At 65.6% G+C, this 24,221-nt stretch carries 16 protein-coding genes; 10 read left to right on the forward strand and 6 right to left on the reverse strand.

Annotated features, from left to right (window positions below):
- The first annotated feature begins 66 nt into the window (after window positions 1-66).
- Complete coding sequence (gene asd, locus OU995_RS09335) at window positions 67-954, forward strand: archaetidylserine decarboxylase (RefSeq protein ID WP_267835245.1); 888 nt, start codon at window positions 67-69, stop codon at window positions 952-954.
- Window positions 947-2,041 (forward strand): transporter, encoded by a 1,095-nt coding sequence (locus OU995_RS09340; RefSeq protein ID WP_267835246.1) that lies wholly within the window; start codon window positions 947-949, stop codon window positions 2,039-2,041. Before asd ends, OU995_RS09340 begins: the two co-directional genes overlap by 8 nt.
- A gap of 187 nt (window positions 2,042-2,228) precedes the next feature.
- On the opposite strand, the gene OU995_RS09345 is transcribed toward OU995_RS09340, so the two are convergent.
- Entirely contained in the window at window positions 2,229-3,119 is an 891-nt protein-coding gene (locus OU995_RS09345) for a LysR substrate-binding domain-containing protein (RefSeq protein ID WP_267835247.1), read from the reverse strand.
- Window positions 3,120-3,223: 104 nt separating this feature from the next.
- Between OU995_RS09345 and OU995_RS09350 the strand changes: the two genes are divergently transcribed.
- Window positions 3,224-4,111, forward strand: a complete 888-nt coding sequence (locus OU995_RS09350) for an alpha/beta fold hydrolase (protein ID WP_267835248.1) — start codon at window positions 3,224-3,226, stop codon at window positions 4,109-4,111.
- A 345-nt stretch (window positions 4,112-4,456) separates the two neighbouring features.
- On the opposite strand, the gene OU995_RS09355 is transcribed toward OU995_RS09350, so the two are convergent.
- Window positions 4,457-5,056: a YqiA/YcfP family alpha/beta fold hydrolase gene (locus OU995_RS09355; protein WP_267835249.1), complete on the reverse strand. Its 600-nt coding sequence runs from the start codon at window positions 5,054-5,056 to the stop codon at window positions 4,457-4,459.
- Between the two features lie 355 nt (window positions 5,057-5,411).
- Here OU995_RS09355 and OU995_RS09360 point away from each other — a divergent pair, with 355 nt between their 5' ends.
- A complete protein-coding gene (locus OU995_RS09360; protein ID WP_267835250.1) occupies window positions 5,412-8,156 on the forward strand; it encodes a zinc-dependent metalloprotease in 2,745 nt (914 codons plus the stop codon).
- A gap of 240 nt (window positions 8,157-8,396) precedes the next feature.
- Here the strand turns inward: OU995_RS09360 and OU995_RS09365 are convergent, their stop codons facing one another.
- From OU995_RS09365 to thiD, 4 genes are all read right to left on the reverse strand, one after another.
- Entirely contained in the window at window positions 8,397-9,467 is a 1,071-nt protein-coding gene (locus OU995_RS09365; RefSeq protein ID WP_267835251.1) for an AI-2E family transporter, read from the reverse strand.
- Window positions 9,468-9,607: 140 nt separating this feature from the next.
- A complete protein-coding gene (gene mpl / locus OU995_RS09370; RefSeq protein ID WP_267835252.1) occupies window positions 9,608-10,972 on the reverse strand; it encodes a UDP-N-acetylmuramate:L-alanyl-gamma-D-glutamyl-meso-diaminopimelate ligase in 1,365 nt (454 codons plus the stop codon).
- Window positions 10,973-11,064: 92 nt separating this feature from the next.
- A complete protein-coding gene (gene hemL / locus OU995_RS09375; RefSeq protein ID WP_267835253.1) occupies window positions 11,065-12,351 on the reverse strand; it encodes a glutamate-1-semialdehyde 2,1-aminomutase in 1,287 nt (428 codons plus the stop codon).
- An 11-nt stretch (window positions 12,352-12,362) separates the two neighbouring features.
- The gene (thiD, locus tag OU995_RS09380; RefSeq protein ID WP_267835254.1) at window positions 12,363-13,328 is read right to left on the reverse strand and encodes a bifunctional hydroxymethylpyrimidine kinase/phosphomethylpyrimidine kinase; all 966 of its coding nucleotides are present in this window, start codon (window positions 13,326-13,328) and stop codon (window positions 12,363-12,365) included.
- A 151-nt stretch (window positions 13,329-13,479) separates the two neighbouring features.
- On the opposite strand from thiD, the gene OU995_RS09385 reads away from it, so the two are divergent.
- From OU995_RS09385 to OU995_RS09410, 6 genes are all read left to right on the forward strand, one after another.
- Entirely contained in the window at window positions 13,480-13,653 is a 174-nt protein-coding gene (locus tag OU995_RS09385; RefSeq protein WP_267836224.1) for a rubredoxin, read from the forward strand.
- Between the two features lie 218 nt (window positions 13,654-13,871).
- Window positions 13,872-14,252, forward strand: coding sequence for a response regulator (locus tag OU995_RS09390; protein WP_267835255.1), 381 nt, complete (start codon window positions 13,872-13,874; stop codon window positions 14,250-14,252).
- A 125-nt stretch (window positions 14,253-14,377) separates the two neighbouring features.
- The gene (locus tag OU995_RS09395; protein WP_058936517.1) at window positions 14,378-14,743 is read left to right on the forward strand and encodes a response regulator; all 366 of its coding nucleotides are present in this window, start codon (window positions 14,378-14,380) and stop codon (window positions 14,741-14,743) included.
- A gap of 4 nt (window positions 14,744-14,747) precedes the next feature.
- Complete coding sequence (locus tag OU995_RS09400; RefSeq protein ID WP_092944394.1) at window positions 14,748-15,266, forward strand: chemotaxis protein CheW; 519 nt, start codon at window positions 14,748-14,750, stop codon at window positions 15,264-15,266.
- 58 nt (window positions 15,267-15,324) lie between these two features.
- The gene (locus OU995_RS09405) at window positions 15,325-17,595 is read left to right on the forward strand and encodes a methyl-accepting chemotaxis protein (protein ID WP_267835257.1); all 2,271 of its coding nucleotides are present in this window, start codon (window positions 15,325-15,327) and stop codon (window positions 17,593-17,595) included.
- 77 nt (window positions 17,596-17,672) lie between these two features.
- Window positions 17,673-24,221, forward strand: coding sequence for an Hpt domain-containing protein (locus tag OU995_RS09410; protein ID WP_267835258.1), 6,549 nt, complete (start codon window positions 17,673-17,675; stop codon window positions 24,219-24,221).

Consider the following 24,221-nt stretch of genomic DNA (forward strand, 5'->3'; position numbering starts at 1 on the left):
GGCCTTTAAGTGCTGTCTTGTCACACAGGATTGGCACAGTGGCGAGATGTACCGGATGCGATTGACATGTCTATGAAACTGGCGAGTTGGCGAGATCGTCTGACCCAACAGGAACAACTGAATTTCCTCCTGACCAATCGGGTGCCGCGCCTGGCGCTGACCCGTTTCATGGGCTGGTACAGCCGGATCAACAGCCCGTGGCTGACGCGGTGTTCGGTCGCCATCTGGCGCTTGTTCACCGATCTGGACCTGAGCGAGGCGGAACCGCGGCAGTACCGCAGCCTGCGGGAGGTCTTCACCCGGCGGTTGCGGCCGGGCATGCGGCCGGTGGAGGCCGACCCGTCGCTGCTGGTGAGCCCCTGTGATGCGGTGGTGGGCGCCTTGGGCACGGTCGAGCGCGGCATGGCCCTGCAGGCCAAGGGCATGGCCTACGGCATCCAGGAACTGTTCGGGGACGCGCAGCGCGCGGCGCCTTATTTGAATGGGCGCTACCTGACGCTGCGGCTGACCTCCTCCATGTACCACCGCTTCCATGCACCGGCCGACCTCACCATCGAGCGGGTCACGCACATCGCGGGCGACACCTGGAATGTGAATCCGATTGCGCTGAAACGGGTGGAGCGCCTGTTCTGTCGGAATGTGCGGGCGGCCATCGAAGCGCGTCTGCCGGACGGCACACCGATCGCGCTGGTGCCCGTGGCGGCGATTCTGGTGGCCAGCCTGCGCCTGCATGCACTGGACCTCACTTTGCGGCCGGACCATCCCGGTCCGCACTGCTTCGACTGTCGCCATTCGCATACACGTGGCGAGGAAATGGGCTGGTTTGAGCAGGGGTCGACGATCATCGTGTTCCTGCCCCCCGGCATCGAATGGCTGCCGGGCCTGGCCACCGGCCAGACACTGCGCATGGGGCAGGCGATAGCGCGCCTCCCTGGAACTTCTGCTGATGGCTGAACCTGTGTCTGAATCGCTCTCCGAGGTCCCCGCCGGCTCCAGGCCCTCCGTGGACAGGAACCCGGTGTCCATGACGCCGCAGGTGTCGTCCTATGGGTCCGACCAGCATGGTCTCATTTGCGGATTCTGGATTCACCCGGAGCGCCCCACCGAGGCGCTGCCGACGCTGAGCGAGGCCCAGGCATGGCTGGATCAGCCCGAGGGCGGCTTTGTCTGGCTGCATTTGAATCTGAGCCATGCCGGCGCCATGCCCTGGCTGGCCCGCCATGCGGTGCTGGCCGACAGCTTCATGGAAGCGCAGCAGGCGGGTTCACGCTCGTCTCGCATCGAACGGGACGGCGAGCAGCTGTTTGCGGTGTTGAACGACGTCACCTTCGACTTCGCTTTCGATGTGGAAGATGTGTCCACCTTGTGGATGCAGGTCAGCGAGCATCTGGTGCTGAGCGCGCGGCGCTCGCCGCTGCGGTCGGTGGACCGGTTGCGCATGGCGGTGAAGCGCGGGGACCGACCTCAATCCACGCTGGGGCTGCTGGACCACCTGCTGCGGGACCAGGCAGATGAATTGCAGCGCATCGTTCGCCAGGCCACCGAACGGGTGGACGACATCGAAGACGCGCTGTTGGCCGGCCGTCGCCCCGGCACGGACAACGAAGTGGCGCAGTTGCGGCGGCTGATGGTGCGCCTGCAACGTCTGTTGGCACCGGAACCCAGTGCGTTGCTGCGGATGCTGTCCAACCCGCCGGCTTGGGTGGCGGAAGCGGACAAACAGCAGCTGCAGCAGGCCAGCGAGGAATTCGCGCTGGTGCTGCGCGACATCCAGGCGCTGCAGGAACGCATCCGTGCCGTGCAGGATGAAACGGCCGCCCGGGTGGCCCAGGAAAACAACCGCACGCTGTATCTGCTGACCATGGTCACGGTGCTGGCCTTGCCGATCAATCTGGTGTCGGGCCTGTTCGGGATGAATGTCGGCGGCCTTCCGTTCCTCGACCATCCCCACGGCTTTGTGGTGGTGGTCAGCCTGATCGTGATCCTGACGGTGCTGGTCACAGCCTTGCTGGTGTGGGCCATTCGTCGGCCGAGGGGCTGATCACACGCATTGCGCTGAGGCCACTTTGCGGCGGCAGTGAACGCCTGGAGATCGCCGCAGCCGCATTCGCGCAGATCAAGCACTGATTGCCGCTTGAACGTCAGCTTGTTGAACCTCCGGGTTTTTCTGCGGGCAGTCGGGGCGGCTGCGCGGTCCAAGCATGCAGCTTCACCGTCGATCAGTCCCGTCACCCGCGATGGCCAAGACGGCTCTGACCGGCCCGCCGGGCTGCATCGATGAGCGCCGCACTGACCGGGCTGTGTTTGCCCGGGAAGGCGTAGAAGCGCGCCGCAGGCAATGCGGGTAGGCCGTCTTCGCGATTGAGCACACGCAAGCCTTCGCTGCGCTGGCTGTCGGCGATGACGGTGACGGCAAAACCCGCTCGCGCCGCCGACAAGCAACCAGCCATGCTGCTGCTTTCAAAGACAATGTGCCAGGCTCGATCCGTTTTACCCAGCGCCGTGACCGCCGATTCGCGATAGACGCATGGCTCGGGAAAGACCGCCAGCGGCAGCGGTTCGTCGACCGTCAGCCATTGGTCTGCGGCAAACACCCACACCAGCGGCTCTTCCCATAACAAGGTGCCACTGGCCTCGGCTCGGCTGCATTGTTTGCCAAAGACCAGATCCAGGCGGCCACGCTCCTGTTGGCGCAATAGATCGGCGGTGATGCCGACCTTCAGCTCGATCTTGGCCTCGGGATGCCATTGCCGGAAGCGTTGCAGCACCTGGGGCAGCCAGGTAGCGGCAAAGTCTTCCGAGGCGCCGATACGCAGCCGTCCGCGCAAGGGTGCGCCCCGCAGCTTGGCGCGAGCTGCGCGTTCCAGATCAAGGATGTTGCGAGCGTAGGCGTACAAGGTCTCGCCAGCCTGCGTCAGTTCCAGGCGGCGCGTGGTACGCGCCAACAGGCTGGCGCCGGTGGTCTGTTCGAGCCGCCGAATGTGTCCGCTGACGGCCGATGGTGTCAGCGCCAGCCGTTCCGCCGCTGTGGCGAAGCTGCCGCTGTCCACGATTTCAAGAAAGGTGCGCAATAGCAACGTGTCCAGCGGTGGGCCGTCTGCGATGGGGGAGTCGTCCATTCGAACATTCAACGCAAAAAATCATTAATTGCGAGGGATTATTCTTAAATCGAAGGGTGTCGTCCAGCTACGCTGAATCTCTTTCATGACACGAGACAGCCCCGATGAACCGTTACCGTTTTGCCGCAACCCAACGGCTCGACATCGCTTATCTGGAATGGAACCCGCAGGGAAGCCGAACAGCTGTCCTGCTGCATGGCTGGCCGGACAGTCCCGAGTGCTGGAAGGCCGTGGCGCCCCTCCTCGTGGATGCCGGCTACCGCGTGGTGGCGCCGGCGTTGCGGGGCTTTGCGCCGACGCAGTTTCGCGATGCCGCCACGCCCCGCAGTGGACAGTTGGCGGCCTTGGGCCGTGATCTGCTGGATTTCATTGACGTGCTCGGACTGGTGCGGCCCATGCTGATGGGCCATGACTGGGGCGCTCGGGCCGCCGCCAACGCCTGCGGCCTGCGCGATGGCGTGGCGTCGCACCTGGTGATGCTGTCAGTGGGTTACGGGACCAACGACCCGAACCAGCCGCTGGCGCTGCAGCAAGCGCGAAACTACTGGTATCACTGGTACATGGCCACACCCCGTGGCGCCCAGGTGGTGCGCCACGAGCGCGAAGACTTCGCGCGAATGATGTGGGACACCTGGGCCCCGGCGGGTTGGTATGCGCAGGCTGACTTCGATGAGGCCGCACCGGCCTTCCAGGGGGAGGACTGGGCTGAAATCGTGCTGCACTCCTATCGTCACCGCTGGGGCTTCGCCGAGGGCGACCCGGCTTATGCCCAGGACGAGGCACGCCTGCACCCGGCGCCAGTGCTGTCGGTACAGACGCTGGTGTTGCATGGCAGCGCCGACACCTGCAACCACCCCGACAGTTCCAAGGGGCGCGAGCCACTCTTCAAGGCAAGATACGAGCGGCAGGTGCTCCATGGTGTTGGCCATTTTCCGCAGCGCGAAGCGCCCCAGGCCGTCGCCGAAGCCATCCTGCGTTTCTGCCTGAAGTAAGCAGCAAGCGTCTTGAACGCGCAGCCAAATATCGAGCCTTCTGCGTCCTGGAGAGGGGGCAAAGAAGGGCTCCTGGCTCGTGAAGGCGTGATCCGCCTCTCCCCCCAGTGCCACCGCCAGCATGGGCGCGGGTGGCGTCGGTTTGCTGGCGAGAACCCGTGCTCGGAATCGACCGAGGTCGCATTCCAGGCAGTCGGTGGCTGCGTCCTGCATCCCGATGGCTCGGGTGTGCCTGCTCGCCGCATCTGCTCATGAATTGTGCTGACGAGGGCCATGAGTCCCCGACAGGGAGACGCGCCGCAATAAAGTCGAGCGGCTGCTCCGACGTCTCAAGGGCTATCGCCGTCACATGCCGAGAAACGCGGTGATGGCCGGGAGATGGTCGTCGAAATCCGACAGGGCATGGTCGCCGCCTTCGAGCACCCGGAGGTGGCTGCCGGGATAACGGCCCACCATCTCCTCCCAGCGCAACACTTCATCGCCTTTGGCGATCACCGCCATCAGCCGGTCTGGGTGGGTGAGCGGCCCGACGGTGAGCGCCTGAAGTTCGCCCACAAATTCCGGTCGGAAGAAGAAACGCGCTTCCGGGTTCTGCCAGCAGGTCTGCTCGCCGATGTAGGCGGCCAGGTCGCGGGCAGGGTCCACGGCGGGATTGATCAGTGCCGTCCGTGCGCCGGTGTGCTGCGACAGATACGTGGCATAAAAGCCGCCGAGAGAACTGCCCATGATGGCCATGGTGTCACGCGGCCAGTCCTGCACCAGCGAGCGGGCCAGCGCCATGGCGTCCTGCGGCGAGGGCGGCAATTGCGGGCAGCACAGCACCAGATCCGGCCGGTGGTCGGCTGCCCAGCGCATCATGCGTTGCGCCTTGGCGGAGTGCGGGGATGAACGGAACCCATGCAAATACAGCAGATGGGTGCGGCGGACAGGCGCGGACGTACTCATGCCCTGCAGTGTAGGGGGGCGCCCTGAGTCACTTCCGTCATGGGGGTGGAGCTGCGGTATCGTGCACGCCATGGCGACCTGGCCGGAGATGTTCGCCCATCTGCGAAGTCCCGGCTGCGACGTCCCGGCTGAGATCTGTTGGCTGAGATCTACTGGCTGAGATCTACTGGCTGAGATTTGCTGGCTGAGATTTGCTGGCTTTTGCGAATTGACGGCTGGGGCGGCGCGCCGCAGAGTGCCCGGCTGTCCGGTCCGCAGCGTGCGTCGACAGTTCAGGTCCGTTGTTCCACCTGCTTGCGCCGGTCGCTGCCGCCACCCGACGCTGCACATTTTTACTATCTCCACGATCCGCCTTATGACCACTTCGGATTCGATCAAGCTGTCCGCCATTGCCGTGGCGTCATTGTTGCTGTGTGCCTGCGCGACGCCGCCTGCCGGTAGTGGCGCGGCGGCTTCCGCCCCGGCATCGCCGGCATCAGCGGCGACAGCCCCTGCGGCTGCGGCCTCCGGTGCCCCAGGCTCGCCGGGGGCCAGCGCACCGATGACGGCAGCCCGACCGCCAGCCGACCCGACCGCCCCCAAGCCCTTCGCCGAAGTGTCCCGTGACGCCAAGCGCCAGGACGGCCTGTTCCCGATCCTGCGCAGGGACGAAAAGGTGTGGCTGGAGATTCCCCGTTCGATGCTGAACAAGCCTTTCCTGTTCACCATCAACATCTCCAACTCCATTGGCGAACGCGGTTTCTATGCCAGCCAGATGGGCCCGGACGTGATGGCCGAGTGGCGACGTGTGGGCAACACCATCCAGTTGGTGGCGCTGAACACCCGCTTCCGGGCGGAAGGCGGCGGCAAGCGCGCGGTCGAAGAGGCGTTTTCTCCCAGCCTGCTGGCGGCGGGGCCGGTGGCCAGCGCCGACCATCCGGAGCGCAAATCCTTCCTGGTGGATGCCGGCCTGCTGCTGACGGACATCCCGGGCATGAGCACTCGCATGGAGATGGCCTTCCGCCTGCCCTATTCGGTGGACCGCAGCAATTCCTACTTCGAGACCACCCGGGCGGACGAGACGCTCAGCACGCTGAGCGCCCGCGTGCACTACTTCACCCCGCGCATCCCGGCGCCGCCCCTGGTGGCGCCGCCGGTCCCGGTGCCGCCGCCGCCGATGGTGACGCCGGACCCGCGCTCGATGTTCATGGGTTTTGTCTACAACTTCCGCGCGCTGCCGGAAGCGGCCATGCCCACCCGGCGTGCCGACGGTCGCCTGGGCCATTTCAGCGAGTCCTTCACCGACCTGAGCGACGACAGCAGGGCCAACCCGCGGGTGCATTACATCAACCGCTGGCGCCTGGAGAAGAAGGATCCGTCCGCCGCACTGTCGGAACCGGTGCAGCCGATCGTCTACTGGATGGACAAGAACATTCCGCCGAAGTACCGGCCGGCGGTGGAGGCGGGCATCCTGGAATGGAACAAGGCCTTTGAGAAGATCGGTTTCAAGAATGCCGTGGTGGCCAGGCAGCAGCCGGATGATGCGGACTGGGACAACATGGATGCGCAACATGCGTCCATCCGCTGGTTTGTGGGGGCGGACGTGGGTTTTGCCATCGGCCCCAGCCATGTGGACCCGCGTACGGGCGAGATCCTGGATGCCGACATCGGCATGAGTGATGTGTTTGCCCGTGGCGGCCGCGCCTTCATCAGTGAGGACACACCGCGCCTGACCAGCCTGAGCGACGAAGAGAAGGCGCTGTCGCAGATCAATCAGGGGTGGCGTGAAGGTCGCAATGCCAGCTATTGCACCTACGCCATGGATGCGGCGTCGGAGATGAACTTCGCGCTGGACATTCTGGAGGCGCGGGGCGATATCGACCCGAACAGCCCGGAGGCGGAGGCCTTTGTGCAGGCCCGCATCAAGGATGTGATCATGCATGAGGTGGGCCACACGCTGGGCCTGAAGCACAACTTCAAGGCCTCGACCACCGTGACGCAGGCGCAGCTCAAGGACAAGAGCTATACCGATGCCCATGGCATTTCCGGCTCGGTGATGGACTACAACGCCTACAACATTCCGCTGGAAGGCGAGGCGCCCACCACCTACAACAACACCACGCTGGGGGCCTACGACTACTGGGCCATTGAATATGCCTACAAGCAGCTGCCCAAGGAGCAGGAAGCGGACGAGCTGACTCGGATTGCATCCCGCAATACCGACCCCGGCCATGCATATGCCGATGACACCGACGCGGGCGGCTTTGGCCCCTACGACGGCATGGACCCGATGATCAACCGCTTTGACCTCGGGGATGACCCGCTGTCTTATTATCAAAAGCGGTTGAAGCTTTCGCAGGAATTGTGGACGCGGGTGCAGAACCGCAAACCTGTGGCGGGGGAAGATCCGCTGCGTCAGCGCCGCTCGCTGATCAACGGCTTCACGCAACTGGCCCGTGCCTCGGAACTGGTGGGCAAGTATGTGGGCGGCATGTACACGACGCGGGACGTGCCCGGTGCTGCTCGCCCGGCGCTGGCGCCGGTGGACCCGGCCAAGCAGCGCGAGGCCTTGCGTTTCCTGGCCACGGGCCTGTTCAGCGCGGACAGCTTCCGGTTCAAGCCGGAGTTCCTGAGCTCGCTGACGGCGGACTATGTGGAGTTTGCGCGGCCGCAGTGGGTGAGCATCCCGGGGGCGGTGTCGCTGGTGCAGTTGTCGGCCATGAACCGTCTGCTGAGCGTGAGCACGGCAGTCCGATTGATGGAGCTGCCCAACTATGTGCCGGTGTCGCAGCGCAAGGGCATCATCTCGCTGAACGAGGTGTATGGGACGCTGCAGTCCTCCATCTGGAGCGAACTCAAGACCGGGGGCGAGATTGACCGTCTGCGCCGCAATCTGCAGCGGGAGTATCTGCGTCGCCTGCAGGCCAACCTGACGCATGGCAACGCGTCGGGGCAGTTGGCGGATGCCTTCGCCCTGATGCGGTTGCATGCCACGCAACTGCAATCGGATCTGCGTGCGGCCCAGGCGAAGGGCGGGCAGTCGGTCGAGACGCGTGCTCACATTGCGGAGAGCCTGGACCTGCTGAGCACCACGCTGAAGGCGACGATGAGCCGCAGCTGAGGTTGATCGGTCCAGCAAAAAGGCCAGCAGAGATGCTGGCCTTTTTTATCGTGGTGCCTGAAAGGACAAAGGGCGCTGGCTCAAACAGCACAGCACCCCTGCGGCGGGACTGCCGGCAGATCATCGCGCCGATGTCTGGCGCTGCCGATCGCTGTTGGTGGGGCGGTGAGTGCCTGACTGAAAGTGCTGCGCTTCACTGAATCCCTGGTCGCAGCTTCTTCGGACAGCACGGGGATGTGTTCATGCATCCGGATACCGCCGCTCTGCCGCGACAATGTCCCACACCGCGATGAACATCGCAGCGATCAGCGGACCCACCACAAAGCCGTTGATACCGAACACCGCCATGCCACCGATCGTGGTGAGCAGCACCACATAGTCCGGCATCTTGGTGTCCTTACCCACCAGCAGCGGACGCAGCAGGTTGTCCACCAGGCCAATCACCGCCGTGCCGTAGACGATCAAGCCGACGCCCGGCCCGACGGACCCGGTGGCCAGCAGATAGATCGCCACCGGCGCCCACACCAGTGCGGCCCCCACCGCTGGCAACAGCGACAGGAAGGCCATCAGCACCGCCCACAGCACCGGGGCGTGAATGTCCAGCACCCAGAAGGCCAACCCGCCCAGCGCGCCTTGCAGCGCCGCCACCGCAATGTTGCCCTTCACCGTGGCGCGGATCACCGTGCGGAACTTGTCGCCGAGTTGTCGCTTGTAGGCGTCCTGCAGCGGCAGCGCATCGCGGATGCGCTTGGACAGCTGGTCGCCGTCCCGCATCAGGAAGAACAACAAATACAGCATCACGAAGAAGCTGACCACAAAGTCGAAGGTGTCCTGCCCAAAGCCCAGCGCCTTGGTGGCAACGAACTGGCTGATCTGGTTGAGCGCGGAGCCCAGCCGGTCCTGCAGGCTGGTCAGGTTCTGCAGCCCCAGCCGTTCCAGCACCTCCATCATCCAGCGCGGCATGGCCCCGTAGATCTGCTGCACGTAGGTGTGGAAGTCGAACTTGCCCGACTTGAACATCTCATACAGCACCGTTGCCTCACGCACCAGGGCGGCCGTCACATAGACCATCGGCACCACCACCAGCAGCACGATCAGCAGGATGGTGACCACCCCGGCCACATTGGGCCGCTTGAGCTTGCGCAGCAGCCACAGATACAGCGGGCGGAACACGATGGCCAGGGCCACGCCCCAGAGAATCGCGCCCACCATCGGCCAGAGGATCCAGCCAAATCCCAAGGTCACCAGCGTCAGCAGGACGAGGAAGGAACGGTTCTGCAGTGCTGGAACCTGTTTGCCTGGAAGGCTCATCGTGTGGGTGCTCCTGAATGAACGAATGCGGCACAACGGCAGCGGGATCTGCATGGCCGAACCGTGCGGCACCGGCGGGAAGGCAATCGAGCCGCCCGATCCCTCGGCTCAAGGGCTGGGGCCCGTTGTCGGGTGCGAGCTTACTTCAGCGCCGCGAGCAGTTTGTCGTGAATGCCACCGAACCCGCCGTTGCTCATGCACAGCAAGTGGTCGCCCGGCCGAGCGGCCGCCTTCACCAGGCGGACCAGGTCGTCCACATTCGCCCCCACCACGCCCTGCTCGCCCAACGGCGCCAGGGCTTCGCGGGCGTCCCAGGTCAGGCCGTCCTGGTTGCAGAAGCTGATATCCGCCTCTTCCAGCGCCCAGGGCAATTGGGCCTTCATCGTGCCCAGCTTCATGGTGTTGGAGCGCGGCTCGAAGATGGCCAGGATGCGCTCCGCAGGCGCGATCCGACGCCGCAGGCCATCAATGGTGGTGTGGATGGCGGTGGGATGGTGGGCAAAGTCGTCATAGACCTTGATGCCCCGCGCTTCCCCCCGCAGTTCCAGCCGTCGCCGCACACTCTTGAAGCTGCCCAGCGACGTGGCCGCCGCCTCCGGGTCCACCCCCACATGCTCGGCCGCCGCGATGGCAGCCAGCGCATTCAGCTGGTTGTGCTCCCCCAGCAGCTCCCAACTCACATGCCCCACCTTCAGGCTGCCGCGCAGCACATCGAAGGAGGTGGGCTCACCCCGCGCCCGCAGCGCGCCAGGTTCTTCCTTGCGCGCGCCGAAACGCTGCACCTCGCTCCAGCAGCCGCGACTGAGCACCCGCTGCAGGGCATCCTCGCGGGCATTCACCACCAGCCGGCCCGACGGCGGCACGGTGCGCACCAGGTGGTGGAACTGGGTTTCGATGGCGGCCAGATCCGGGAAGATGTCCGCATGGTCGTGCTCCAGGTTGTTGAGCACGGCGGTCCGGGGCCGGTAGTGAACGAACTTGCTGCGCTTGTCGAAGAAGGCGGTGTCGTATTCGTCCGCCTCGATCACGAAGTACCGGCCGCCGCCCAGACGGGCCGACACTCCGAAGTTCTGGGGGACGCCCCCGATGAGGAACCCCGGCGCCATCGCCGCCGATTCCAGGATCCAGGCCAGCATCGAGGTGGTGGTGGTCTTGCCGTGTGTGCCGGCCACGGCCAGCACATGTTTGCCCTGCAGGACATGCTCGGCCAGCCATTGGGGGCCGCTGGTGTAGGGCAGCCCGGCATCCAGGATGGCCTCCATCAGTGGAAAACGCCCTTCGGATGACCGCGTCACCACATTGCCCACCACAAACAGGTCGGGCTTGAGGTCCAGTTGCTCGGCCCCGAACCCTTCGATCAGCTCAATGCCCAAGGCCTCCAGCTGCGTGGACATCGGCGGATACACATTGGCGTCGCAGCCGGTCACCCGGTGCCCGGCCTCGCGCGCCAGGGCCGCCAGCCCGCCCATGAAAGTGCCGCAAATGCCCAGAATGTGGATATGCATGGTTCGTGCTTCAGCTGCTGTACCAAACGGTAAGCAAGAGTAATACCTGTCTCAGGGTGGGCCGTTGGCGACACGTCTGGCGCGGGGCTTGCCTAGCGCAGCGCCTCGCGTGCGGCGGCCAGCGTGGCGTCGATATCGGCGTCCGTGTGAGCGGCTGAGACAAATCCCGCCTCATACAGCGCCGGCGCCAGATAGACACCAGCGTCCAGCATGGCGTGGAAGAAGCGGTTGAAGCGCTCCTTGTCGGTGCGCATGACTTCGGTGTAGTTCACCGGCAGGCTGGGCAACAGGAAGAAGCCGAACATGCCGCCCTGGCTGTCGGCGCTGAAGGGCACGCCGTTGTCGCGGGCCACCGAGGCGAGCCCCTGCACCAGCCGCTGCGTACGGGCCGACAGGGCCTCGAAGAACCCCGGCTTGCGGATTTCCCGCAGCGTGGCCAGGCCACAGGCGGTGGCCACCGGGTTGCCCGACAGCGTGCCGGCCTGATAGACACCACCCAGCGGTGCCAGGTGCTTCATGATGTCGCGGCTGGCGCCAAAGGCGGCCAGTGGCATGCCGCCGCCGATCACCTTGCCGAAGACGCTGATGTCGGGCTTGAAGCCGGGAATCAGGTCGGCATAGTGACCCTGGGCGCTGCGCAGGTCCACCCGGAAGCCGGTCATCACCTCGTCCAGCACCAGCAGGGCCCCGTATTCGCTGCAGAGCTCACGCAGCCGGGTCATGAAGGGGAGGCTGGCGCGCACGAAATTCATGTTGCCGGCAATCGGCTCGACGATGACGCAGGCCAGGTCCTTGCCGTGGAGGGCGAATGCGTCCTCCAGCTCCTGCACGTTGTTGTATTCCAGAACCAGGGTGTGCTGGGCTGTGGCTTCCGGGACCCCGGCACTGGTGGGGTGGCCGAAGGTCGCCAGGCCCGAGCCGGCCTTGACCAGCAGGGCATCGGTATGCCCGTGGTAGCACCCTTCAAATTTAATGAACTTATTCCGGCCGGTAGCGCCTCGTGCCAGGCGGATGGCGCTCATCGTGGCCTCGGTGCCGGAACTCACCAGCCGCACCTGCTCGCAACTGGGCACCAGCTGAAGGATTTCTTCGGCCAGCTCGATTTCGCGCTCGGTCGGGGCGCCGAAGGACAGGCCCTCGGTCACCGCGCGCTGCACGGCCTCGATCACCGCAGGATGGCCATGGCCCAGGATCATCGGGCCCCAGGAACCGATGTAATCGATGTAGCGCTTGCCGTCGGCATCCACGATGTAGGCGCCTTCGCCGCGCGCGATGAAGCGCGGTGTACCGCCGACGGCCCGGAAGGCCCGCACCGGCGAGTTGACGCCGCCGGGGATGACTCGCTGGGCACGTTCAAAGAGGGAATCGTTCTGGCTCATGATGAGGGCAATCAGTGGATGCGACGCGGGCCGCGGGTGGTCGGCTCTTCGATACGGGGTTCTTCCGCCGAAGGCTCGCTGCCGTCCTCCGGGGCGCCTTCTTCCCCGGGGGGGAGGGCCCAGAAGAAGCGGTCCGGCACCACATTGCCCATGCCGGGCCGGAAGCCCGCCTCGAGCGACTGGTCGAGGAAGGCGAGCGCCTCACCCACCGCATCATGCGGCTCGGACCCCACCGACAGCAGCGCCGCCAGGGCTGCCGACAGCGTGTCACCGGCGCCGACGAAGCTGGCCTCGAACCGTTCAAATTTTTCGCCGGTGATGGCGCCCTGCGGACCGGCCAGCACATTGTCCAGATACTGGTTGGGCAGGCTGATGCCGGTGACCAGCACATGGGCGGCGCCATGCTGGTGCGCGGCCACCGCCAGTTCGCGCGGCGAGGCGGGCCGGTCGGCATCCCATTCGGGGAGCAGGCAGTCGCTCAGTGTCTTGTGGTTGCCCACCAGCACCAGGGTCTGCGGCAGCACCAGCTCCCGGAAGGCATCCAGATAGCTCTGCTGCTGTTCTTCATCCAGCCAGGCGATGCTGGGCAGATAGGCCACCAGCGGCACGTCCGGATAATCGGACAGCACCTCCGCCACCGATGAGATGCCTTCCGCGCTGCCCAGGAACCCGACCTTCCAGGCCGCCACCGGCACATCTTCCAGAATCGACCGGGCCTGTTCCACGATGCAGTCGCCGTCCAGGGTCTGGTGGTCAAACACCTCGGCGGTGTCTCGCATCACGATGGCAGTCACCACCGGCAGGGCGTGGGCGCCCATGGCCGCGATGGTGGCCACGTCGCCTGCGCTGCCGCCCGCACCGCTGGGGTCACTGGCGTTGAAGCTCATCACACAGGCGGGTGGTGGCGATTCCTGCTCCTCGCCCGGCTGGGTGCCGGTGGGGTCGGGGGCAGGGGAGGTGGGGTCTTGACGGCTCATGGATGGGCGGCGGGAAGCCGTGAACTGATGCGCGAAATGTGACGAAGGACCGGTTTTAACTGTTGTTTCATCGGTACTTCTGCCCTCCGGGATACCCAGGGGGCGTGGCTACAATCTTTCGATCATTGTAGTGATGCAAAGTCAACCCATCGTGAGCGACCCAAGGACCTGGATGTGCCTAATTTGTGGCTGGATTTATGACGAGGCCGCCGGAGACCCCGAGCACGGTATCGCGCCCAACACACGTTGGGAAGATGTGAACATGAACTGGACCTGCCCGGAGTGCGGAGCCCGCAAGGAAGACTTCGAGATGGTGCAGATCTGAGCTGAGAAGGCTGAGCTGAGAAGGCTGAGCTGAGAAGAGGGGACGGCGGGCCGGACTCGCCTGAACCTCGTCACAGCCGGACCACGAACTGGCCATGACCCGGCCACGAACTGGGGCCGAGCGCGAAACGGATCACGGAAGCCCTCCGGTTCACTTGTCGCCCGGCACTGAATCGCAACAACACTGACGACCCTGGTCTGACATTTACGGAGAACAGCTTGGAATCCAAGGCCACCAAGGTGCTGGTCATCGACGACAGCAACACCATTCGCCGCAGCGCAGAAATCTTTCTGAAGCAGGGCGGCCATCAGGTGGTGCTGGCGGAAGATGGCTTCGACGCCCTCGCCAAGCTGAGCGACTACCAGCCTGATCTCGTGTTTTGCGACATCCTCATGCCTCGATTGGACGGTTACCAGACCTGCGCCATCATCAAGCGCAATCCGCAGTTCGCTTCGGTCCCTGTGATCATGCTGTCTTCCAAGGACGGCCTGTTCGACAAGGCTCGCGGACGGATGGTGGGTTCGCAGGACTACCTGACCAAACCTTTCACCAAAGATCAGTTGCTACAGGCGGTACAGCAACATCGGCGCGAGCCCTGAACGTCAATAACCTCACACCGCCGCGACTTCGCGGCGTTTGAACTTCCGAGTTTCCTGTCAATCTCATCATCCCTGACAAAAAGGCCTTCGCGGCCGCTGTCTGGCCGCGTTACCTGGGAGCATTCATGTCCATCCAAAAAATCCTGGTCGTCGATGATTCGAAGACCGAGTTGCACCACCTGAGCGATCTGCTGACCAAGCGCGGTTACACCGTGCGCACCGCTGAAAACGGTGAAGAAGCCATGAAGCGCCTGGAAGAAGAAAAGCCGGACCTGATCCTCATGGATGTGGTGATGCCCGGCCAGAATGGCTTCCAGCTGACCCGGGCCATCACCCGCGACGAGCGTTATGCCGACGTGCCGGTGGTGATCTGCACCAGCAAGAACCAGGAAACCGACAAGGTCTGGGGCATGCGCCAGGGCGCCCGTGATTACGTGGTCAAGCCGGTCAAGGCCGACGAGCTGATCGCCAAGATCAAGGCACTGGGCTGACACCATGGCCAACAAGCAAGCCCTGCGCGACCTCCAGCAACGCCTGGCGCAACGGATGCAGGCGGCGCGTGAAGCGCCGCAAGCCGCCAACTGGCTGGCCGTGGAGTGCGCCGGCCTGGGCTTGCTGCTGCCGCTGAAACAGTCCGGCGAAATCTTTACCCCTGTGCCGCTGCAGCAGGTGCCCTATACCCAGCCGTGGATGCTGGGTGTGGCCAACCTGCGCGGCGGCTTGCATACGGTGGTGGACCTGTCGGCCTTCCTGGGCCTGCGGGGCGCCACTTCCCTGACGCCCGCCCATCGGTTGGTGTCGATCAACCCGGAGCTGGGTATCAACTGCGCGCTGCTGGTGGACCAGCTCCTCGGCCTGCGCGGCGACGAACAGCTTCAGGCCGAGCCGGATACGGCCGGCCATCCCGACTTCGCCCCAACGCGCATGCGCGATGGGCAGGGTCGACGCTGGCAGGTGCTGGATTTGGATGCATTGATTCTGCATCCCCAATTCCTGCGCATTGTTTTGAACTGATGGCTGAACGCGGCCTCTGATGGCCGGCTTCGACGAAACGAGACCAAACGAGGGTGTGATGAGCTTCCTGGACAAAATCAAGAACAAGGGCAAAAACGAGGGTAAGGCGGACGTCGACATCGACGACACCGGTCCCTCGACCGAATCCACAGCAGTGGCGGATGAATCGCAGGACTTCCAGCCCTCGATCATCACAACCGCCCAGCCCACCGCTGAATTCCAGGAAACCGGCGCCGGCTTCCAGCCGACGGCCGCCGCTGCGGAATCCGCGTCGTCCATGCCCAAGAAGCTGCCGCCCCAGGCGCCTCGCCGCACCGGCCTGCTGACGGCCCTGGTGGCGGCCGGCCTGGTGGGCACCGTGCTGACGGTGACCATGAGCCTGGTGGGTTCAAACCGCGCCGCCGACCAGGTGGCGGCTGCCGGTCAGGCCATGACGGAATCGCAGCGTCTGGCAAAGGCGGTCTCGACCGCTCTGCTGGGCAACAAGAACGCCTTCCCTGAAATGAAGGAAAGCGCGCAGGTGCTGACCAGCGTGGTCGCCGGCCTGCGGGATGGGTCGGACTTCCTCTCGGAAGCCCCGGGCTCGGTCAAGCCGCTGCTCGAAAAGATCGCGCCGATGATCGACCGGGCCGACAAGAACACCAAGGTGATGCTGGCCCAGGAAAAGGTGTTGACGCAGGTGGGTGCCGCTCTGCGCGCCATCAACCGCCAGTCGTCCGACCTGCTGGAAAGCGCGGAAGCCGTGGCGTCGCTGTCCATCCAGGGCAACGGCACCACCGGTGAAGTGGCGGCCGTGGGTCAGCTGGTGATGCTGACGCAGCGGATCGGCAAGTCCGCCAACGAATTCCTGACCCAGGACGGCGTGAGTCCCGAGGCCGTGTTCCTGCTGGGCAAGGACTTGAACGCCTTCCGTGAAATCGCTCAGGCCCTGCTGGACGGCAACCCCGAGCTGCGTCTGAACGGCGCCAAGGACCCACAGGTGCGTGAGCGCCTGAAGGTGCTGCTGAGCCAGTACGACCAGACCCGTACCCAGGCCACCGCGATTCTGTCCAACCTGCAGGGCCTGGTGGCCTCGCGGGAAGCGCAGACCGCCATCCTCAACGACAGCGAAGTGCTGCGCAAGGACCTGGGCGATCTGTCCAACGGCCTGACCTCGGCCGGCGGCCTGAACCCGCTGCTGCTGATCGGCATGGTGCTGTCGCTGGTGGGGCTGGTCGCAGGTGCGGTGGGCTTCCTGAACCTGTACGTGAAGGATCAGGCGCGTCGTGCCCAGCTCGCAGATGAACAGCGTCGCGAGGCGGAAGCGCAGGAGCAGGAAGCCAAGCGCGTCAACGACGCCAACCAGGCCGCCATTCTGCGTCTGATGAACGAACTGCAGACCGTTGCTGAAGGTGACTTGACCCACCAGGCCACGGTGACGGAAGACATCACCGGCGCCATCGCCGACTCGGTGAACTACACGGTGGAAGAGTTGCGCAGCCTGGTGCATCAGGTGCAGACCACGGCCGTGCGGGTGACCGACACCACCGCCCAGGTGGACCAGACCTCCACCGAACTGCTGGCCGCCTCGACCGAACAGCTGCACGAGATTCGCGCTACCGGTGAAGCGGTGCTGCAGATGGCGCATCGAATCAACGAAGTGTCCACACAGGCGCAGACCACGGCCGAAGTGGCCCGCCAGTCGCGTATGGCTGCTGAACAGGGTCTGCAGGCAATGCAGAACAACATCGGCGGTATGAACCAGATTCGTGACCAGATCCAGGAAACCTCCAAGCGGATCAAGCGTCTGGGCGAGTCGTCGCAGGAAATTGGCGAGATCACCGAGCTGATTTCGGACATTACCGAACAGACCAACGTGCTGGCCTTGAACGCTGCCATTCAGGCAGCGTCCGCCGGTGAAGCCGGCCGCGGCTTCTCGGTGGTGGCGGAAGAAGTGCAGCGACTGGCGGAACGCTCCGCCGACGCAACGCGCCGGATTGCCGCGCTGGTGAAGACCATTCAGACCGACACGCACGATGCGGTGGCCGCTATGGAACGGTCCACGCTGGGGGTGGTGGAAGGTACCAAGCTGTCTGACGCGGCCGGTCGCGCCCTGGAAGACATTGACTCGGTGTCTCGTCGCCTGGACGAACTGATTGGCGAAATTACCAACGTGGCCCAGAACGAAGCCCGTGCCGCCAACGAAGTCGGTGCAAACATCCAGCACATCTTTGCCGTGACCGAGCAAACCTCCGAAGGTACGCGTTCCACCGCCCAGATGGTGCATGAGCTGTCCCGGTCGGCGGAAGCGCTGAAGCAGTCGGTGGCGCGATTCAAGGTGACCAACTAACCTCTGTCGGCCACCGCCACATAGGGAAGACGGCCGCCACAGCGCCCACCATTACAAAGCGACAATAAAGAGCGAGCATGGACCTTTCGCGCGAATCCGAGTTCCCGGCTGATCTGAGCCCTTTGGCTTGGGTCCAGGAGGAATTGCGTCGCACGCTGGAATCGGTGCACAAGGCCCTGCGCCGAGTGCTGCGAGATACCGACGCGCGCGTTTCCACTCTGGGCGGCGAAGGCCAGCCCAGCCCGGCGCTGCAGGGAGCGGCCCAACAGATGCACCAGGCCGCCGGTGTGTTGTCGGTGGTGAGCCTGCCGGCCGCTGCGCAATTGCTGCGCGCGGCGGAAGCCACGCTGTTCCGCCTGGCCGAAAACCCCTCTGCGGTCTCGGTGGCCGAGGTGGAAGCCGTGGAGCGGGCGGACTTCGCCGTCCTGGCCTTCATCGCCAAAACCCTGGCCGGCGGCCAGCCCAGCTCGCTGGCGCTGTTCCCGGCCTATCAGACCTTGCAGGAACTCAACGGGGCAGGCCGTATCCATCCGGCCGACCTGTGGACCCAGGAGTTCCGCTGGCGTGACCTGCCCGCCGACAAGGCGGTGCGGGCCCTGACGCCCGAGCAGATGCGCGCCCCGTTCGAGGCGCTGCTGCTCAAGCAGATGCGGGCCCCGGCCCCGGGCCAGGGGCAGTTGCTGAGCGACCTGTGCGCCGGCTTGGCGCTGACCCAGACACAAACCAACGGCCGCACACTATGGATGCTGGCGGCTGCGCAGTTCGAAGCCCAGTCTCGGGGCCTGCTGCCGGTGGACACCCTGGTCAAGCGCCTGGGTTCGCGTCTGCTGGCCCAGTTGCGCGCCGGCCGGGATGCCGCGCCGTCCGAACGTCTGGCCAAGGACTTGCTGTTCTTCGCCGCCGCCGCCAAGCACCCCGCGCCCGGTACCTCGCCGCGCCTGGAAGCGGTGCAGGTGGCCTATGGCCTGGTGGAAGCCCCGGCTGTTGATTACCGCGACGACACGCTGGGCAAGATCGACCCGACGTGGGTGCAGGCCGCCAAGCGCCGTGTGGCGACGGCCAAGGAATCCTGGGGCTCTGCCGCCGAAGGCGAAACCCATCGCCTGGGTGGCCTGGACGAACAATTCGCCGGTGTGGCGGAGTCCTTGCAGAAGCTCTTCCCGAGTGGCGAGGTGCTGGGGGACACCCTGCGCCGCGCCATCGTGGCCACGCTGCGTTCGGGCCGCGCGCCCGAGCCGACGCTGGCCATGGAGATCGCCACGGCGATGCTCTATCTTGAAGCGGCCCTCGAGGACGAAGCCTTCGACCAGCCCGAGCAGGCGGAACGGGTGACCAACCTGTCGCGCCGGATCGAGGCCGTGGCCAAGGGCCAGACGCCCGAGCCGCTGGAAGCCTGGATGGAAGAGCTGTACCGCCGTGTGGCGGACCGCCAGACCCTGGGTTCCGTGGTGCATGAACTGCGCGCCAGCCTTTCCGAGGTGGAGCGTCAGTGCGACGAGTATTTCCGCGACCCGACCAAGCGTGAGCTGCTGATCCCGGTGCCCGGTCAACTGCAGACCATGCGCGGCGTGTTCAGCGTGCTGGGTCTGTCCCAGGCCGCACAGGCCACGCTGCGCATGCGCGACCAGGTGGATGAGCTGGCGCAGACGGAAGTGGACCCGGCTTTGCCAGGCCCGCGTGCTCAGTTCGACCGTCTGGCCAACAACCTCGGCGCGCTGGGGTTCCTGATCGACATGCTGAGTGTCCAGCCGCAGCTGGCCAAGCGCATGTTCCGCTTCGACGATGCCTCCGGCCTGCTGCAATCGCTGGTGGGTCGTGAGAGCGAGCACCCTCCGGTGCCGGAAGAAGTGAAGCAAGAGGTGCCCGCGCCGCAACTGCTGGACCAGCTCCAGGCCACCGCCGCCGCTGTGGCCCAGGGCGACCGCCCGGCCGAAGACCTGGCACGCGATCTGGAGCGCATCTCGCAGGAAGCCCGCGCTGCGGACGACCTCAACCTGGCCCAGGCTGCTCAACAGGCCCAGCAACAACTGCTGAACGAAGGCCAGGAAAGCACTTCGGCTGCCGAGTCGCTGCAGCAGTTCATCGAGGCTTCGGCCCCGGTGGCGCCGCCGGCCGTGCCTGAATCCGCCCCGATTCCGCAGGAAGAGGCCGACGTCGACCAGGAGATGCTGGAAATCTTCCTGGAAGAAGCCGGCGAAGTGGTCACCACCGCCCGCGATGCGCTGGCCGTGCTGGCCCGCGACAGCACCAACCGCGAAGAACTGACCACGGTCCGTCGCGCCTTCCACACGCTCAAGGGCAGCTCCCGCATGGTGGGGCTCAACGAGTTTGGGGAAGCCGGCTGGTCCTTCGAACAGCTCTACAACCATCGCCTGTCGGAGCATCCGCAGGCGGACGCCGATCTGCTGCGTCTGAGCCACGAGGCGCTGGAGGCTTTCCAGTCCTGGGCCACCGCCATCGGCGAGAAGCGTCCGCATGGTTTCCACAGCGCGCCGTTCCGCGCTGCGGCCGATGCGCTGCGTCTGAACAACCGCTATGAGCCGCTGCAGCTGTCCGCTGCACCGGTCGCTGCTCCTGTGGCTGCCCCGGTGGCTGCACCGGTCGTGGCCGCCCCGCCGGTGACGCCGCCGGTCGAGGTGCCGGAACTGGTGGAAGTGCCGGAACTGGTGGAGGTGCCGGAGATCATCGAGGTGGCCGAGGTGCCCGAAGTGGTGGAAGTGGCCGAGCTGCCCACCGCGATCGAGACCCTGGACGACCTGCCGCTGGCTCCGCAGGAAGCCGGTACGGCGGTGGCTGCCGAGGCCGCCCTGCCCGCGCTGGACCTGCCCCCGCTGTCCACCGACAGCGCGCCGACCTTGGCGGACGAGCCGACGCTGGACCTGTCGCTGGACTTCCCGACCGACGTGTCGGCACCCACCCGCGATGTGCCGCAGCTGGACGCCGCCCTGGACCTGCCTGCGCTGACGGCCGAAGCCGCCATGGACGTGGCCCCGGCCGTGCCGGAGCTGCCGGAAGGTTGGCCGGACAACGTGACCACCGAAGAGGTCACGGCCACCGAGCCGGTGGCGCTGACGACCGAAACGGCCGAGGCCGCCGACGAGCTGCAACTGGACCGTCTGGATCTGTCCAGCCTGGACCTGGCCACCGCCCCGACGCTGGAGACGCTGGACACTCCGGTCACCGCCGTTGAATCGGTTGACTCGGTTGATTCGGTTGAATCAGTTGAATCGGCAGCGCTGACCGGAGCGGTTGAGTCGGTGGATCTCCAGCTCGACCTGACCAGCGAACTGGTGAGCACCCCCGCAGCGGAAACACCGCCGCAGGCCGAAGAGCCCATCATCGAACAGGCCTTTGCGCCGGCCGCGCCCGTGCTGAGCCTGGTCGGTGGTACGGCCGTGGACGCGGGCGAGACGGAGGAGGCCGAGGAGGCCGAAGACAGCGACGAAGGCGTCAAGGTCATTGGCCATCTGCGCATCAGCATCGCGCTGTTCAACATCTTCCTCAACGAGGCGGACGAGCGCTCGCGCCGTCTGCAGGTGGAGCTGACCGAATGGTCGCTGCTGCCGCAGTCGCCGCTGCCGCAGGATGCCGAGCCACTGGCCCACGGCCTGGCCGGCAGTGCCGCCACGGTCGGGTTTGACGACCTGTCCACGCTGTCGCGTGCGCTGGAGCATGCCCTGGGCCGTGCCCAAGGCCATGAGGTGGCCGACCCGACGCTGTTCCAGCGGGGTTCGGATGAGATCCGCCGTTTGTTGCATCAATTCGCTGCCGGTTTCCTGAAGGAGGTCGACGGGGAGCTGCTCGCCCAGTTGCAACTGTTCCAGCCCGGTGCGCCGCTGCCGGATGGCTCGCAAGACAGCGATGAAGGCCTGCTGGCCATGACGCTGGACGAGGTGTCGACCGCTGCGCATTCGGTGGACGCCGTGCCGGCCTACCTGACGCCGACGCCTGTGGCCCAAGAGCCGCAGGCACTGTCCGACGACGATTTCGACTTCAGCCTGCCCGACCAGATCGAGCCGGAGCTGATGCCGATCTTCGAAGAAGAAGCGGAAGATCTGCTGCGCCAGCTGCATGCCTACCTGCGTGAATGGGCGGCCCAGCCGCAGGATGCCTCCCGGGCATCCGCCTGCATGCGGGTGCTGCACACCTTCAAGGGGGGCGCCCGTCTGGCCGGCGCCATGCGCCTGGGTGAACAGGCCCACAACCTGGAGTCCCAGATTGAGCGCCTGATCGGCGACGGCAATGCGGGTCACGGTCAGGTGACCGAGCTGCAGGACGTGGCCGACGCGCTGGATTACAGCTTCCAGAATCTGCAACGCGACTGGCGCAACCCGGCGCCGGTGGTGCCGGCGCCGATGGTGCCGGTGGCCGCTCCAGTGGCTGCACCCGTTGCAGCACCGACCCCTGCGGCCGTCCCTGAAGCCCTTGAAGCTCCGGTGGAGGTGGCAGAGCCGGTGGAACTGCTGGATGTGGTGGAAGCGATCGAGGTCCCCGCTGTGGTGGAGGCGCCGGAGGCCGCTGCCGAACTGCCGGTGGAAGGCTCGGACGCCGTCACGGTCAGCGAGCCGGTGGCACTGCTGCCGGAAGTCGCGCCCGAAGTGGCCGCCGAGACAGCGCCTGCTGATGAAGGCGCCGCCGCTGTGGCCCCGGAGCAGGTCACCCCCGTGACGCCGGTCACGCCGGTGGCTCCTGCCGACATCAACATCGACTGGGCTCACTTCAGCGAAGTCGCCGACCTCGGCCAGCCGATGGAAAGCGCCCCGGTGGCGCCTGCCGCGCAAGTGCGTGTGCGGGGCGTGCTGCTGGAACGCATGGCCGCCTTGTCTGGCGAAGTGGCGATCCGTCGCGCCCGTCTCGAATCCGAGCTGGGCCAGATGCGTACGCTGCTGGGCGACCTGGACGACAACCTGGAGCGTCTGCGCACGCAACTGCGTGAGCTGGAGCTGCAGGCGGAAGCCCGCATCGCTGCCCGCCAGGAAGCCGCGCAGGCCACCGGCAAGGACTTCGACCCGCTCGAATTCGACCGCTACACCCGCTTCCAGGAACTCACCCGGATGCTGGCCGAATCGGTCAATGACGTGGCGACGGTTCAACGCGGCCTGCAACGCAACGTGGCGGCCGGTGAAGACGAACTGGCGGGCCAATCCCGACTGACCCGTGAACTGCAGGATGACCTGCTGCGCACGCGGATGGTGGAATTCGACAGCAGCCTGGGTGAACGTCTGCATCGTGTGGTGCGTCAAGCGGCTCGCGAAAGCGGCAAGCAGGCGCAGCTGGAAGTGCGTGGCGGTGGCGTGGAACTGGACCGCTCCGTGCTGGAGCGTCTGACCGGTGCCTTCGAACACTTGCTGCGCAACAGCGTGGTGCACGGCATCGAGGCGCCTGCGGCCCGTGAAGCGGCCGGCAAGCCGGCGCTGGGCCGCATCGTGCTGAGCCTGCATCAGGAAGGCAACGAAATCCAGGTCCGCTTCACCGACGACGGTGCCGGCCTCAACCTGGACCGCATCCGCGCCCGGGCCGAGAGCCTGGGCATGGTCCAGCCCGGCCAGTCGCTGACCAACAAGCAGCTCATGGAACTCATCTATGAGCCCGGCTTCTCCACCGCCGAATCGCTGACCGAAATGGCCGGCCGCGGCGTGGGCATGGACGTGGTGCGTTCCGAAGTGAACACGCTGGGGGGGTACGTCATCACCGACTCCACGCCGGGGCAGGGGGCGACCTTCGAGCTGCGTGTGCCGCTGACGACCGCACTGACCCAGGTGGTGGTGCTGCGTTATGGCGACCGCAAGGTGGCGGTCCCCGCCAGCCTGATGCTGTCCGTGCTGCGCCTGAGCGCCGACCAGGTGGGCAAGGCCTACGAAGACGGCTTCATGCAGGCTGCCGGCGAGCAGTTGCCCTTCTACTGGCTGGGCGGCCTGATGAACGCCAGCGAGCGCGGCCAGGCCCAGGGCAAGACCCTGCCGGTCGTGCTGGTGCACAGCGCACAGCAGCGTCTGGCTCTGCACGTGGACGAAGTCCTGGGCAACCAGGAAGTCGTGGTCAAGAACCTCGGCCCGCAGCTGATGCAGGTGCCGGGTCTGGCGGGCATCAGCCTGCTGGCCTCGGGCGACGTGGCCCTGATCTACAACCCGGTGGCGCTGGCCAACCGCTATGGCCATGGCGCGCAGCAGCGTGTGCATGACAGCGCGGCCGCCGCCCAGGTGGTGGTGGAAGCGCCGCGTGAGCCGCTGCCGCCGCTGGTCATGGTGGTGGACGATTCGCTCACCGTGCGCCGTGTCACGCAACGCATGCTGGAGCGTGAAGGCTACCGTGTGCTGCTGGCCAAGGACGGCCTGGATGCGATGGAGCGCCTGGCGGGTGATGAATTGCCGGCCGTGGTGCTCTCCGACATCGAAATGCCGCGCATGGATGGCTTCGATCTGGTCCGCAACCTGCGTGCAGATGCGCGCTTGCGAGCCCTGCCGGTGATCATGATCACTTCGCGGATCGCTCAGAAGCATCGCGACTATGCGCAGCAATTGGGGGTTGATGACTATTTGGGCAAGCCGTACGACGAAGAGCACCTTCTGGGCCTCATCGGTCGATACACTTCCCAAAACCTCGCCGGTCAGGCGGTAGTGTCGTAA

The organism is Roseateles sp. SL47 (genome assembly GCF_026625885.1).
Lineage (GTDB): Bacteria > Pseudomonadota > Gammaproteobacteria > Burkholderiales > Burkholderiaceae_C > Roseateles.

Bases quoted from the DNA above. Each gene is read 5' to 3' on its own strand.
- OU995_RS09400 (WP_092944394.1), top strand. From the start codon at position 14,748: ATGGCCAACAAGCAAGCCCTGCGCGACCTCCAGCAACGCCTGGCGCAA.
- OU995_RS09360 (WP_267835250.1), top strand. From the start codon at position 5,412: ATGACCACTTCGGATTCGATCAAGCTGTCCGCCATTGCCGTGGCGTCA.
- mpl (WP_267835252.1), bottom strand. From the start codon at position 10,972: ATGCATATCCACATTCTGGGCATTTGCGGCACTTTCATGGGCGGGCTG.
- asd (WP_267835245.1), top strand. From the start codon at position 67: ATGTCTATGAAACTGGCGAGTTGGCGAGATCGTCTGACCCAACAGGAA.
- OU995_RS09405 (WP_267835257.1), top strand. From the start codon at position 15,325: ATGAGCTTCCTGGACAAAATCAAGAACAAGGGCAAAAACGAGGGTAAG.
- OU995_RS09355 (WP_267835249.1), bottom strand. From the start codon at position 5,056: ATGAGTACGTCCGCGCCTGTCCGCCGCACCCATCTGCTGTATTTGCAT.
- OU995_RS09395 (WP_058936517.1), top strand. From the start codon at position 14,378: ATGTCCATCCAAAAAATCCTGGTCGTCGATGATTCGAAGACCGAGTTG.
- OU995_RS09350 (WP_267835248.1), top strand. From the start codon at position 3,224: ATGAACCGTTACCGTTTTGCCGCAACCCAACGGCTCGACATCGCTTAT.
- OU995_RS09345 (WP_267835247.1), bottom strand. From the start codon at position 3,119: ATGGACGACTCCCCCATCGCAGACGGCCCACCGCTGGACACGTTGCTA.
- OU995_RS09340 (WP_267835246.1), top strand. From the start codon at position 947: ATGGCTGAACCTGTGTCTGAATCGCTCTCCGAGGTCCCCGCCGGCTCC.
- OU995_RS09410 (WP_267835258.1), top strand. From the start codon at position 17,673: ATGGACCTTTCGCGCGAATCCGAGTTCCCGGCTGATCTGAGCCCTTTG.
- thiD (WP_267835254.1), bottom strand. From the start codon at position 13,328: ATGAGCCGTCAAGACCCCACCTCCCCTGCCCCCGACCCCACCGGCACC.
- OU995_RS09365 (WP_267835251.1), bottom strand. From the start codon at position 9,467: ATGAGCCTTCCAGGCAAACAGGTTCCAGCACTGCAGAACCGTTCCTTC.
- hemL (WP_267835253.1), bottom strand. From the start codon at position 12,351: ATGAGCCAGAACGATTCCCTCTTTGAACGTGCCCAGCGAGTCATCCCC.